The sequence below is a fragment of the Terriglobia bacterium genome (assembly GCA_020073495.1).
GTDB lineage: Bacteria > Acidobacteriota > Terriglobia > Terriglobales > Acidobacteriaceae > JAIQFD01.
Window position 1 is genome coordinate 83752 of the sequence record JAIQFD010000006.1, and the last position, 13342, is coordinate 97093.

At 63.5% G+C, this 13342-nt stretch carries 14 protein-coding genes; 6 read left to right on the plus strand and 8 right to left on the minus strand.

Annotated elements, in window-relative coordinates; genetic code table 11:
* Nucleotides 1-28 precede the first annotated feature (28 nt).
* The 8 genes from LAN37_14920 to LAN37_14955 form a co-directional block, all read right to left on the minus strand.
* Entirely contained in the window at nucleotides 29-298 is a 270-nt protein-coding gene (locus LAN37_14920) for a DUF2621 family protein (GenBank protein ID MBZ5648505.1), read from the minus strand.
* A gap of 16 nt (nucleotides 299-314) precedes the next feature.
* A complete protein-coding gene (nusB, locus tag LAN37_14925; protein MBZ5648506.1) occupies nucleotides 315-746 on the minus strand; it encodes a transcription antitermination factor NusB in 432 nt (143 codons plus the stop codon).
* A gap of 57 nt (nucleotides 747-803) precedes the next feature.
* On the minus strand, nucleotides 804-1427 hold the full coding sequence (gene ribH / locus LAN37_14930; GenBank protein ID MBZ5648507.1) for a 6,7-dimethyl-8-ribityllumazine synthase: 624 nt from the start codon (nucleotides 1425-1427) through the stop codon (nucleotides 804-806).
* A gap of 379 nt (nucleotides 1428-1806) precedes the next feature.
* A complete protein-coding gene (locus LAN37_14935) occupies nucleotides 1807-2610 on the minus strand; it encodes an enoyl-CoA hydratase/isomerase family protein (protein MBZ5648508.1) in 804 nt (267 codons plus the stop codon).
* Nucleotides 2611-2628: 18 nt separating this feature from the next.
* Nucleotides 2629-3549: a 3-hydroxyacyl-CoA dehydrogenase family protein gene (locus tag LAN37_14940; protein MBZ5648509.1), complete on the minus strand. Its 921-nt coding sequence runs from the start codon at nucleotides 3547-3549 to the stop codon at nucleotides 2629-2631.
* Between the two features lie 71 nt (nucleotides 3550-3620).
* Nucleotides 3621-4817, minus strand: coding sequence for an acetyl-CoA C-acetyltransferase (locus LAN37_14945; protein MBZ5648510.1), 1197 nt, complete (start codon nucleotides 4815-4817; stop codon nucleotides 3621-3623).
* A 167-nt stretch (nucleotides 4818-4984) separates the two neighbouring features.
* Nucleotides 4985-5209, minus strand: a complete 225-nt coding sequence (locus LAN37_14950; GenBank protein MBZ5648511.1) for a hypothetical protein — start codon at nucleotides 5207-5209, stop codon at nucleotides 4985-4987.
* 71 nt (nucleotides 5210-5280) lie between these two features.
* Nucleotides 5281-7854, minus strand: coding sequence for a tetratricopeptide repeat protein (locus LAN37_14955; GenBank protein MBZ5648512.1), 2574 nt, complete (start codon nucleotides 7852-7854; stop codon nucleotides 5281-5283).
* A gap of 125 nt (nucleotides 7855-7979) precedes the next feature.
* Between LAN37_14955 and LAN37_14960 the strand changes: the two genes are divergently transcribed.
* The 6 genes from LAN37_14960 (at nucleotide 7980) to lexA (ending at nucleotide 13320) form a co-directional block, all read left to right on the plus strand.
* The gene (locus LAN37_14960) at nucleotides 7980-9386 is read left to right on the plus strand and encodes an amino acid permease (GenBank protein MBZ5648513.1); all 1407 of its coding nucleotides are present in this window, start codon (nucleotides 7980-7982) and stop codon (nucleotides 9384-9386) included.
* 11 nt (nucleotides 9387-9397) lie between these two features.
* Complete coding sequence (locus LAN37_14965) at nucleotides 9398-10573, plus strand: aminotransferase class V-fold PLP-dependent enzyme (protein MBZ5648514.1); 1176 nt, start codon at nucleotides 9398-9400, stop codon at nucleotides 10571-10573.
* A gap of 84 nt (nucleotides 10574-10657) precedes the next feature.
* A complete protein-coding gene (locus LAN37_14970; protein ID MBZ5648515.1) occupies nucleotides 10658-11905 on the plus strand; it encodes an E3 ubiquitin ligase family protein in 1248 nt (415 codons plus the stop codon).
* 12 nt (nucleotides 11906-11917) lie between these two features.
* On the plus strand, nucleotides 11918-12493 hold the full coding sequence (locus LAN37_14975; protein MBZ5648516.1) for a LemA family protein: 576 nt from the start codon (nucleotides 11918-11920) through the stop codon (nucleotides 12491-12493).
* A gap of 10 nt (nucleotides 12494-12503) precedes the next feature.
* Nucleotides 12504-12650, plus strand: coding sequence for a hypothetical protein (locus tag LAN37_14980; GenBank protein ID MBZ5648517.1), 147 nt, complete (start codon nucleotides 12504-12506; stop codon nucleotides 12648-12650).
* A 49-nt stretch (nucleotides 12651-12699) separates the two neighbouring features.
* On the plus strand, nucleotides 12700-13320 hold the full coding sequence (gene lexA, locus LAN37_14985) for a transcriptional repressor LexA (GenBank protein MBZ5648518.1): 621 nt from the start codon (nucleotides 12700-12702) through the stop codon (nucleotides 13318-13320).
* The last annotated feature ends 22 nt before the right edge of the window (nucleotides 13321-13342 follow it).

Below are 13342 nucleotides of genomic sequence, written 5' to 3' on the forward strand. Positions count from 1 at the left end.
CAGGCGAGGGCTTTTGCTTTGGCCCATACTAAGCCGAAAACGCAGCCTCGTATTCGTCGGGATCGATGCCCTTGAACGAGAGCGTGTGCTTCAGGCGCTGGCGCAGGTCCGCCGGCGTGACCTCGATGAAGGCGCGCACCGCGGTCTCCAGCGAGACCTTGGCGGCCGACTCTTCCCCCGCCAGGGTTTCGGCGCGGAACTCCGCCGCCAGCCGCACGCCGTCGCGCACTGGAAGCGGCAGCTCCTGCAGCAGGTCGTCCACGATCTCGCGCGCTTCCTCGCTCCAGCTCACAGGCATCCCGCGGTTTTGGTTCCTACATCTTGCTTCTGACTTCGGACGATTCCAACTCCTTCGCCACGCTGTCGAGCACGCCGTTGATGAATTGTACCGACTCCGGCGACGAGAACTTGCGCGCGATCTCCAGCGCCTCGTTGATCACGACCGGCTTGGGGGTCTTGGGGAACCCGAAGAACTCGGCCACGCCGGCGCGCAGGACGTTGCGGTCCACGGCCGCCATCCGCTCCATGCGCCAGTGCTCGGCATGGCGCTCGATGGCTTCGTCGATCTGCTTGCTGCGGTCCACGGCGACGGCGAACAGCTCCTCGGCAAAGCCGCGTGTGCTCGCCTCCACCTCGCCGCGCTCGCTCCAGAAGGTGCGGCGGACGTCCTCCGGCTGCTGCTTTCCCATGTCGAGCTGGAACAGCATCTGCAGCACGAGTTCGCGGGATTTGCGGCGGGTGCCCATGTCAGCACTCAGTAGTCAGTACTTGGTACTCAGTTGCAGGATCATGAAGAAGATGCATCATCGGCGTTTGCGTGTTGGTCCGACCAGACCGCGGCCGGGAGCAGGACGACGTCTCGGCGGCTTTGGTCTGATGGCTGATGGCTGACGGCTGATGGCTTTCTTCAGCGACGCCATCTCCACCGCGCTCAGCGCCGCCTCAAAACCCTTGTTGCCCAGCTTCAGTCCGGCGCGGTCGATGGCCTGTTCCAGATTTTCGCAGGTCAGGACGCCATAGGCATGCGGCACGCCGGTCTCCTGCGCCGATTGGCCGATCCCGCGCGTGACCTCCTCTGCGATGTGCTCGTAGTGCGAGGTCTCGCCGCGGATGATGCAGCCCAGGCAGATCACCGCGTCCATGCCACCCTGGGTCAGCTTGCGTGCCGCCAGCGGCAGTTCGAACGAGCCCGGCACGCGGACGACGGTGATGTCAGTGTCGAGGGCGCCGGTGCGCCGCAGCGCGTCCAGCGCACCGTTCAAGAGCCGCTCGGTGATGAATGCATTGAACCGGCTGACCACGATGCCGAACTTCTTGCCCGCCGCGTTCAGTTCGCCCAGCTTCTTCGCCGGTCCCTCACGCCAGTCTTTCGTATAGGAGAAGATGGCCAGGCGTCCCTTGCGCGCCGGCAACTCGACCGAAAACATGCGCGCACCCCAGCCGGTGTCGGCAATGTCGGCGACGACCTTGAACTTCCGCTTCTTCGCGATCTCGTAGAGCACGTCGGCGGAGTCGCACTCGATCACCAGGTCGGCGTCGGGAAAGCCTTTGCCGGCGCCGATCTCCACCCCCGCCTCACGCGCGTCGAGCTTGATGCCCTTGCTACGCCGGCCGTCCCAGGCCTCGCCGCGGGTGAGCCCCAGCGAGTCGAAAAAGTCCACCAGCGCAGAGAACTCCTTCTCGTTGGCTGCGACCAGCAATTTGTGGATGGATCGAATCATCAGAAAACCAAACCACGGAGACACTGAGGCACGGAGAAAACCTATCAGAAAACCTCCGTATCTCCGTGCCTCCGTAGTTTCTCTTCTATTTTCCCTTGAAGTTGGCCGCGCGCTTTTCCAAAAACGCCCGGGTGCCTTCCTTCTTGTCTTCGGTGGCGCAGCAGACGCCGAACAGCGTGGCCTCCAGGTACAGGCCCTCGGCGAGGGTCATCTCCATGCCCTTGTGCACCGCCTCCATGCAGTACTGGATGGCTAGCGGGGCGTTGGCAATGATCTTCTTGGCGATGGCTTCGGCGCGCGGGATGAGCTCTGCCGCCGGGACCACCTCGTTCACCAGCCCGATGCGGTGCGCTTCCTGTGCCGAGATCATGTCGCCGGTCAGCAGGATCTGGAACGCGAGGCCTTTTCCCACCAGGCGTGATAGCCGCTGGCTCCCGCCGTAGCCGGGGATGATGCCCAGCTTCACCTCGGGCTGGCCGAGCTTGGCGTTTTCGCTGGCCAGGCGCATGGTGCACGCCAGGGCCAGTTCGCATCCGCCGCCCAGCGCGAATCCATTGACGCACGCGATCACCGGCTTGCCCAGGTTCTCGATCAGGTCGAGCACAGCCTGGCCGCGGTGCGTGTATTCCTTGGCTTCGATCACGTCCTTGACCGCGAGCTCGTTGACGTCGGCGCCGGCGACGAACGACTTCTCGCCCTCCCCGGTCAGGATGACGACGCGAACCTCGGTGTCATCTTTCAGTGCGGTAAAGACGCGCCGCAGCTCTTCCATGGTTGCCGCGTTCAGCGCGTTCAGGACCTTGGGCCGCGCGATGGTGACATACGCGATTTGGTCCCTCTTGTCGAACTTCAGGTTCTCGTAGGTTTGCGTAATAGTCGCAGAAGACATAATGACCTCGGTCGCTAGTTATACAGTTTTGATCTTCTCCGCCGATGCTAGCCCTTGTAGCGCGGCGTCCTGAGGCGCGGGCTTCTCCGGATTGGACCAGTCGTAAAAGCCCTTGCCCGACTTCTTGCCGTACCAGCCCGCCATGATCATGCGCTTGAGCAGCGGCGGCGAGGCGAAGCGCCGCTCCTTGAACTCGTCGAACATGACGTGGGTGATGTAGTAGGTGGTGTCGAGGCCGACGAAATCGAGCAGCGTGAATGGGCCCATGGGGTAGCCGCAGCCCAGCTTCATCGCCAGGTCGATGTCGGTGATCGAGCCGACACCCTCTTCGTAGGCGCGGATGGCATCGAGCAGGTACGGCACCAGCAGCCGGTTGACGATGAAGCCGGTCTTATCCGATGTGCGCACCGGCGTCTTGCCCACGCTCTGGGCGAATGCGTACGCCTGCTCGAACACTGCGGGGTCGGTGGTGATGGTGCGGACCACTTCGACCAACTGCATCAGCGGCACGGGGTTGAAGAAGTGTAGCCCGACAAAGCGATCCTGCCGCTTGGTCGCCGCCATCAACTCAGTGATGGAGATGGACGAGGTGTTAGAGGCGAAGATCGCCTCCTTCTTCACGATTGCGTCCAGCGCCGCGTACATCTTCTTCTTCTCTTCGAGGTTCTCGATGATGGCTTCGATGATCAGATCGCAGTCGGCCAGATCTTCCTTCCTGAGTGTGCCCTTAAGGCGGGCGCGGATCGTTTCGGGCGTGTCCTTGAGCTTGCCTTTTTCCGCGAACTTGGCCAACGACTTCTCGATCCCGGCAAAGCCCTTGTCGATGAAGCGCTGTTCGGCCTCGAGCGAGATGACTTCGTAACCCGCCGTGGCGGTCACCTGCGCGATTCCCGAGCCCATCAACCCACAGCCCAGAACACCAACTTTCTTAATGGCCATATTGAATGCTCCAATGATTTCCGTCTTTTATGACATCCCTCGCTTCGCTCGGGATGTCAAGAAAAGAGACCCTAGCGTTGCAAGTTCTCCACGATCACTGCGATCCCTTGGCCCCCGCCGATGCAGGCGGTGGCCAAGCCGTACTTACCCTTGCGCCGGCGCAGCTCATAAAGAAGAGTCAGCACCAGGCGCGTGCCGGTGGCGCCCAGCGGGTGCCCCAGCGCGATCGCTCCGCCGTTCACGTTCACCTTATTTCTATCCAGCCCGAGCTCTTTCTCGACCGCAAGGTACTGCGCTGCGAAGGCCTCGTTGACCTCGATCAGATCGATGTCCTCGAGCTTCAGCCCGGCTTTCTGGAGAGCGATCTTCGACGACGGCACCGGCCCCTGGCCCATGATCTTCGGATCCACGCCCGCAATGCCCCAGCTCACCAGCCGTCCCATCGGCTTGAGTCCGCGTTTCTCGGCGTCGGCCAGAGGCATCAGGACCACTGCCGCGCCGCCGTCCACAATGCCGCTGGCGTTGCCGGCGGTGATGTTCTTGCCGAATGCGGGCTTGAGCTTCGCCAGCCCATCCATAGTGGTCTCGGGACGGAGGTGGTCGTCCTGCTCAAACATCTCGCCCGTCGGCTCGCGCTTGCGGTTCCTGAGCGGCACCGGCGTGATCTCCTCTTTCAGGCGGCACGATTTCTGCGCGTCCGCGGCGAGCTTCTGTGAACGCAAGGAGAACTCGTCCATCGCCTGCCGCGTGATGCCCTGCTGGTCGCCGTAGAGTTCCGCCGTCTGCGCCATGTAGAGGCCGCACTGGGTGTCGAGCAGCGCCACCATCAGCGAGTCTTCGAGCTTGCCTTCACCCAGGCCGAAGCCCCAGCGCGCGCCGCGGACGACGTGCGGCGCCATGGACATGCTCTCCATGCCGCCGGCCAGCACAGTCTTCGCTTCGCCGAGCTGGATCATCTGCGCCGCCGAGACGATGGCCTGCATACCCGAGCCGCACAGTCGGTTGACGGTGAGCGCGGGTGTCTCGACGGGCAGACCCGCCTTCAGCGCCACGTGGCGCGCCCCGTAGAGCGCGTCACCCGAGGTCTGCTGCGCGTTGCCGAAGACGGCGTGGTCGATCTCTCTGGCTTCCACTCCGGCGCGCCGGATGGCTTCCTTGCCGGCGACGGCCCCGAGTTCCTGGGCGGTGAAATCGCGCAGCTTGCCGCCGTAGCGGCCCATGGGCGTGCGCGCTCCGTTCACGATGGCGATGTCGGATGGTTTCAGCATGGGCCTCTGACAGACAGGAAAGGTGCGGTGGTGCGAAACGGATGAGTTTATCAGAAGGAGTTGGGTGATTTGTAATCTGCGATTTGTAATTTGCAAAGTAAGTAGGAAGCAGCGATCGGCACCGACAGCCGCAGCACTTTACAAATCACAGATTCAACTTTCCAAATTCAGGCCGCATCGGTGATCTTGCCGAAGTGGGTCTGGCACTCTTCGCAAAACCAGTGTGGCGCTTCTTCCTTCATGACACCGACCAGATCGGCGTCGCGGAGATTGATGCTCTCCGCCGTATCGGTGGTGTGGGAACCATAGGCGACACGCACCACGCCGAGGGAGGAACCGCAACTGGGACAGGCAGGACGAGGACGTTGCTTGGCGCGATTGTGATCCGGCATGGGCCACCTCCGGACAGTCAAGCGCAGCATACGCCTACTGCAAAGCGGAATCCAGGACATGGGGGACGGAGCTAGCTGGCGGCCGCGGCGGCGGTCTCGTACTGCGGCGCCAGCGATTGGGCCTTGCCCCCGCCCTCGGTCTTGGCGACCTCCAGCGCGGTATCGGCGCGGTTGATGACCTCGGTGACGATGTCGATGGGGTCGAATTTCTGTTGCACTACGGCTTCCGCGATCCCGACCGTCATCACGACCTCGCGGTTGGTGCCGGGGAGCTTGGTCCCGTTCATCACCTTGCGCAGCTTGTCCACCACGAAGAAGGCGTTCTTCTCGCTGGTGTCCGCGAGGACCACTGCGATGGTGGTTAGCTCGTAGTGCACCGCGACATCGTTCTGCCGGATGTGCGAGCAGACGGACTGCCCGATGGTCTGCATCAGATTCTCCACGGCGGTCTCGCCCACCTCCTTGACCATGGCGGCCGGCTTGCCGAAATGCAGCAGCATGACCGTGCAGGTCGAATTCTGCTGCAGTGCACGCCGCGTTTCGGAGAGCATGACGTCAAGATAAGAAGACCGTTTCAGCAGTCCGGATTTTTCGTCGGTGACAGCCAGGGTCTTCATCAGGCTGCGCAGCTTCGCGTTTTGCACCGCCTGTTGGGTCTGGTCGGCGATGGTCTTGAGCACCACGATGTCGGTCTGGCGCCACTCGCGCGGGCGGTCGCACTGCTCCAGGATGAGGATGCCGACGTGTTCGTCGCCGTCCATCAGCGGCACCGCGAGCACCGACTGGATGCCAAGCGAAGCGATGTAGGCCGATGCGGGGTCGTTGGTCGAGCGCGTGTTGCCGATCGCGACCACTCCGTCCGTAACCAGCTTCCCCTGCAGAGTGTTGATCAGCTTGACCAGCGCCATCACCTCCGACTGCTTGACGCTGGTGCTGCAATACTCCAGCGCGGCCGAGGGCGGCTTGCCCGGCGTGCACAATCCGGCCACGCAGCGGCTGGCGCTCCAGTGGCGCCCGACGTCGTTCACGCAGGTGAACAGTACGCTCTTCACGTTGCCCTGGCGGTAGATGTTGCGCGTGATCTCGGTGACGCGGGAGATGTTGTCCACCGCGCTCTCGTTGGCCATCGCCTGCGCCGCGGCAGCCGATGGCGCGGGAATGGATCCGGTCACGACCGGCACCGGTATGGACCCCGTCACCTGCGGCACCGGGGGGGTGTCCGCGTACTTCGGGACGAATCCCGCGTTCGCGTACAGCAGGTGGAGCTTTTCGTTCTTCTCTTCCTCGCGCGGGAACAGCTTGGCGATGCGCTCGATGCGCTCCAGGGCCTTCGAGCGCATCGAGTATTGCAGGAAGATCTCGGCCTGGAGCATGAAGTCCTCGAGGACGGTGGGCTCTTTCTCCTCGACCGGCTTCTCCTCCTGCTGCTCGTCCACCCCGCCCGCGATCTTCAGCCGCCCGGCGATGGCGTTGAACCGGCTGGTCTCGATCTTGCCGCGCAGCATCTCCATGCGCTTGTGGTGACCGGGCTCGTAGGGGTCCACCTCGGCCGCACGATCCAGCGAGTCAGCGGCCTTCAGGAAATTGCCGGCAGCGAAATACAGTTCGAACAGCTTCAGCAGAGCGTCGCTGTAGTCGTGCTCCCGATTGGTGGAGTTGTACATCTCCACCATGTATTCCAGAAACTCGAAGCCGACCGGATGCTTGTCAACCACCAGGTCCTTCAGCAGGGCGACGAACTCGCGACGCCGATTGCGCTTGACCTCGTGCTCCTCCAGACGGTGAGCGGCCGCCAGAGCCTTATCGCCATGCTCGGTGTCGAGCATGGCGCCGATCAGCCTGGCCACTTCGTCGGCCTGCTTGGAGTCGCGCTCGTAGAGCGCCCAGATGTACGGCTCAGCGTCGAGCGGCCTCCGTGCCGCCAGGAGCGTCCGGCCATACGTCTCGCAGATGTCGATGCGCGGCTCAGGGCCGGTGGCGAACGGACTGAGGACCGTGACCGCCCGGTCGGATTGCTTCTGCGCCAGCAGCGTCCGGCCCAGGGCCAAGGCGGCGTCGGCGTTCGATCCATCCAGAGCGTTGGCGCGTTCGTAGCACTCGCGCGGATCCTTGCCTTCCTGCTGCACCAGGTTCCCGGCCTGGAGAAAGGCAGTTGCGGCAGTCTTGCCGTCGCCCAGTTCCGAAGCGATCTCCCCCTGGCGCTGGTAATTGGTGAGTGACGGTTCCAGGAGGACCACCCGTTGCAGCGCCTTAAAGGCATCAGCCTTGCGGCCTTTGCCGAGGAAGCCTTCGACCGCCTGGTGATAAGTGTCCAGGGCTTCCCTCTTGTCCTTCTTCTCGATCAGCTGGGCGTAGCGCGCCATCTGCTCCACGGTCGGCGTGGTCAGGCGCGCCAGTTTCTTATAAGTGATGGCGGCCTTCCCCACGTCACCGATCTGGGCCAGGCGGTCGTAGCTCACCGCGAGCAGTTCGATCGCCTGCTCCGTCTGGTTCAGGGAGATGCAGAGATCAGCCGCAGTCTGGCGGACCGAATCGTTATTCGGGTCTTCTTCGAGGATCTCCAGGTATTCTTCGAGAGCGTCTTTCTGTTTGCCCTTCTGGAGATACTTCTCGGCTTTTTCCAGACGTTTTTGAAGGTCTGCCATGGCCGGTGGAAGCTCAATATCCCGCAGCGTGCGTAATTGTATGCGTAACTGCAAGCCGCCAGCAAACGGAGGTTTACTCACCTGCAATCATTGGTCTTAGTCCGGCCGGCCACGGATCCCACGGCGTGACAGCCACCCGCCGTTCTGATATAGCTGCCGCCGTGGGGGAATCCGCGGACAACCAGGTCGCCAACGAACGCGGGCTGCGCCGGCAATTGGGCGCCGGGCAGATGGCCATGGTGGGGGTCGGAGGCTCGATCGGCACCGGCCTGCTGCTGGGATCGGCGGCCGCCATCCAGATCGCGGGCCCGGCGGTGATCTTGAGCTTCGCGCTCGCCGCCCTCATCGCGTATACCGTCGCCATGGCCATGGGCGAGTTGGCCAGCGTGCATCCCGCCGCCGGATCATTCGGGGTTTACGCCGAAATCTACCTCAACCACTGGGCCGGCTTCGTCTCCCGATCCGGCTTTTGGATCGCCATCGCCATGGCCATCGGCGGCGAGATGGTGGCCTCCGCGACGTACATGAACCAGTGGCTGCCCGGCGTGCCGGCCATCGTCTGGATCTGCATCTTCGCCGCCGCGCTACTGGCGGTGAACCTGATGAGTGTCGGCCGATACGGTTGGTTCGAATACTGGTTCGCCATGGTGAAGGTGGTCACCATGATCGCCTTCGTCGCCCTCGGAGGTGTGCTGCTGCTCACCGGGCATCTCGCGCCGCAGTACGCCGCCAATGGGGGCTTCTTCCCCAGGGGCCACGCTGCGCCCATGTACGCCATGGCTTTCGCGTTGTTCACCTTCGCCGGCGTGGAGATGGTGGCCATCAGCTCGGGCGAGTCGCGCTCCGGACGAGACGTCGGCCGGGCCATGCGCATCGCCTTCTTCCTGCTGGCCTTCGTCTATCTGGGATCCATCGTGGTGCTGGTCGGGATCATGCCCTGGGACGGCGCAGGCGTGACCGAGAGCCCGTTCGTCACCGTCTTCAAACACGTGGGCCTGCCCGCCGCCGGGCACGTGATGAACTTCGTGGTATTGACCGCCGCGCTTTCCGGCGCCAACGCCAGCCTGTACGTGGATTCCCGCATGCTCTTCTCGCTGGCGCGCGGGGGATGCGCGCCGGCGGCCATGGGGCGCCTGAACCACTCGGGTACGCCGATGAATGCCCTGCTGGTCTCTTCCTTCGGGATCATCGTGGCGCTGGTGCTGGAACGCTGGGCGCCCAAAGACGCGTTCGTGTACATTCTCGGCGCAGCCCTGTTCGGCGCGATGCTGGCCTGGCTGGTGGCGCTGGCGGCACACGTGGTCTTCCGCCGCCGCCTCGGCGCGGAGCAGCTCGCGGCGTTGCCCATGCGCTCGCCCGGCGGCGCCTGGCTCTCCGCTGCCGGATTAGCCGCCATCGTCATCTCGCTGCTGACCACCTGGGGCGCATCGCCGGTGACGGTGGTCAGCGGCGTCGTCTACCTCGTCATCCTTTCTATCGCGTACCTGCTCGTCGCACCCGGCATTCGCGAGCGACTAGCGACGAGCGACTAACGGCCACTACAATGTCCCCCATGGCCGACGACCTGCTTCGCTACCGCTCCGAGTTCCCCATCCTGGAGCACACCACCTACCTCATCAGCAACTCGCTGGGCGCGATGCCCCGCGGCGTCTACGACGCCATGAAGTCGTACGCCGATAGCTGGGCAGAGCGCGGCGTTCGCGCCTGGGAAGAAGCCTGGTGGATGCTCGCGGTCGAGGTTGGCGACGAGATCGGCGCCATCTTCAACGCGCCCAAGAGCTCGGTCTCGGTGCACCAGAATGTGACCACCACCGAAGCCATCGTCGCTTCCTGCTTCGATTTCAGCGGCAAGCGCAACAAGATCGTGTACGACGACCTGAATTTTCCCTCCATCATGTATTTCTGGGAGGCGCAGCGCTCGCGCGGAGCCCGCGTGCACATGGTCAAGACCGACGACGGCGTCACCGTCCCGCTCCAGCGTTTGCTCGACGCCATCGACGACCAGACGCTGCTCGTGCCCATCTCGCACGTCATTTTCCGCAGCTCCTACCTCCAGGACGCGAAGGCCATCATCGAGAAGGCGCACAAGGTCGGCGCGCTCGTCGTGCTCGACGCCTTCCAGTCCGTCGGCTCCGTTCCCGTGGACGTGCAGGCGCTGAACACCGATTTCGCCACCGGCGGCGTGCTCAAGTGGCTGTGCGGCGGCCCGGGTGTCGGCTATCTCTACGTGCGGCCGGACCTCGGCAGGAAGCTCGAGCCCAAGCTGACCGGCTGGTTCGCGCACAAGAACTCCTTCGCTTTCGCCACCGGCCCCATCGAATACGCCGACCCTCCCTTCCGCTTCATGAACGGCACCACGCACATCCCCGCCCTCTACGCCTGCCGGCCGGGATTGAAGATCATCCGCGAGATCGGGGTGGAGCGCATCCGCGAGAAGTCGAAGCGGCAGACCTCGAAGCTCATCGCCATGGCCGAGCAGCGCGGCTGGGGGGTGAACACGCCGCGCGATCCCGAGCGCCGCGGCGGCACAGTCTCCATCGACATGCCCAATGCGCCGCAGGTCTGCCAGGAACTGCTCAAACGCGACATCCTGGTGGATTACCGGCCGAAAGCCGGGGTGCGCATGTCGCCGCACTTCTACACCAAAGACGAGGAGATCGACCGCGCCATCAATGCCGTGGAGGAGATCCTCGCAGGGATGCGCGTAACAGCATCCTAGGTGATTTGCCGTATTCCGACCATCGCTTTGGTCACTCGAAATCCCGCCTTGCGGCGATATGATTCCCGCGGCGACCCGCAGTCCATGCTGCCATTCCCACATGTCGCGCTCTGGCTGTCCTCGTCGGACGATGGCAAGACGGTCCTCTACGCCGCCATCGGCTTCGTGATCGGCATCGCGCTCTTCATCCGGGGCTTCCGCGTCCTGCAGCGCAAGCGCCTGATCCTCGATACTCCCACAGCCAAGGTGCGCAGCGCCGCCATCGGGTTGGTCGAACTGACGGGGCTGGCTGTCGGTCCCAACACCATCACTTCGCCGATCACCCAGCGACCCTGCTTCTACTACCGCACTGCCGTCTGGAAGGAGGTCGGATCGGGCAAGAACCGGCACTGGGAGCAGAAGATCGACGAGCGATTCCACGTCCCCTTCTTTATGAAGGACGAGACCGGCATGGTGCTCGTGGACCCCAACGGCGCTGAGATGGATATCCACTGCGATTTCAAGGCGGAGTACAGCCGCTCCATGTTCGCCGGACTCAGCGTGCCGCCCAGGGTGGCGGAATTCGCCGGCCGAAACGGCGTGGCGCTGGACGACAACGTCCGCGTCGAGGAGTACTGCCTGAAGCCGCGCAATGCCCTCTACGTTCTGGGCACGCTGGCCACCAACTCCGGCCTGTCGCCCCAGATGAAGCCGATGCCGACTTCACCGGGGGGACCGGAAATCGCAGACCTCGACCTGGGAGGCGGACGCGCCGGCCTGGCTGGCTCTCTCCTGAACCTCGCCAATCTGAGATTCAACGTCAGCGTGCAGCGCCCGACCCAGGCGACATTCGGCCCTGCGGGCCAGGCGAGCGAAGTCCATCTCACCGACTTTGATCGCAAAATGGAGGCAAAGCGCGCGCAACAAGCCGCGGCCGCGCAGGCGGCTTCTCCCCAGGCAGCGGAGGCTCGCACCCAACCCGCCGCGCTGGCGGCCGTTGCAGCGCAGGACCCCGCGCTGGCCGCAGCCGCAGCCACGGTCATGGGCACGTCATTCCCGCAGGCCATCGCTGATCCTGCCGGCGCCCAGGCGCAAACGGACGCCAAGCAACCGCCAAGAGCCGTGCCCGGGCTCGATCATTTCGCGGTCGCCCCCGAGGAGGAGCCTTTCCCAGATAAGTGTCCGACGGTCCTCTGCAAGGGCAGCAATAACCCCGCGTTTTACATTTCCTGGCGCAGTCAAAAAGAGATAGTCTCTGACCTGTCGACGCGGTCGTCCCTGTACATTTTCGGCGGGCCGGTGCTGAGCGCTCTCTGCCTCTGGTACCTGCTGACGTACTTCCGAATGAATTAGAGGAGGAAATCCATGGCGTTCATCATGCTGCTCGTCCTGCTGTTCATCGCCGCGGGGGTCGTCTGGTACTTCGTCACCATTTACAACGGCCTGGTGGCGCTCAAGAACGACATCGACAAGTCCTGGTCGAACATCGACGTGCTCCTCAAGCAGCGCCACGACGAGCTCAGCAAGCTGCTCGACGTCTGCAAGGGCTACATGCAGTTCGAGAAGACGACGTTCGAGAACATCGCCAAGGCGCGCTCCATGTACACCGCCGCCACCACCGTGGACCAGAAAGCGCAGGCCGATGCCGCGGTCAGCACCGCCGTCCGCGGCCTGTTTGCCGTGGCCGAGAACTATCCCGATCTGAAGACCAACACCAGCTTCATGCAGCTCCAGGGGCGCATCACCGAGATCGAGAACTCCATCGCCGACCGCCGCGAGTTCTACAACGACACCGTCAACACCTTCAACATCCGCATCGCCGTGGTGCCCGACATGTTCGTCGCCGGCATGATGCACCTGACCCCGCGCGAGCTCTTTAAAGCCGCGGAGGCCGATAAGGCAGACGTGAAGATGGATTTCTCCGTGGCGCCGGGGCGCTAGGGAGAAGCAGTTGGAACGCAAGATCTTCTGGCTGATCTTCCTGATCTTGAGCGTGGTTGCGGATATCTACCTGCCCCTGCTGTGGGGGCTGCTGGCAACTATTCCCGCCGTGTTCATCGCCTGGTGGGTGGCTTACAAGAGCGGCTGGTTCGTTTGATGGCCGAACTTTCTTGACATTCGCCTTTCCTTCGCCCATACTGCGCCTGATGGCACTAACAAAGCGGCAACGTGAACTGTACGACTGGATCTCGGAGTTCGTGCAGAAGCACGGTTACTCGCCTTCCTTCGAGGAGATCGGCGACGGGATGGGCCTGAGTTCGCTGGCCACCGTGCACAAGCACATCACCAACCTGGAGAAGAAGGGACTGCTGAAGCGCGACTACAACCGCAGCCGCTCCATCGACCTGCTCCCGCCCAAGGGCAAGATGAAGCAGGTGATGGCTGCCGCGGCCAACGCCGAGCTGCCGCTGCTGGGCCGCATCGCCGCCGGACGGCCGGTCGAGGCCATGGAGAACCCCCAGACCATTTCCCTCACCGACTTCACCAAGTCGAAAGACGTCTTCGTGCTCGAGGTGCGCGGCGACTCCATGCAGGACGAGGCCATTCTGAACGGAGATTACATCCTGGTGGAAAAAACCAGCGTGGCGCGCAACGGAGAGATCGTGGTCGCGCTGGTGGATGGCATGGAGACCACGCTCAAGCGCATCTACAAGGAAGGCGAAAAGGTCCGCCTCCAGCCTTCCAACGCCGCCATGCAGCCCATCGTGGTGCACGCATCCGCGGTGCAGATCCAGGGCCGCGTCATCGGCGTCCTGCGCAAGTACTAAGGACCAGTATTATCCGGGGCGG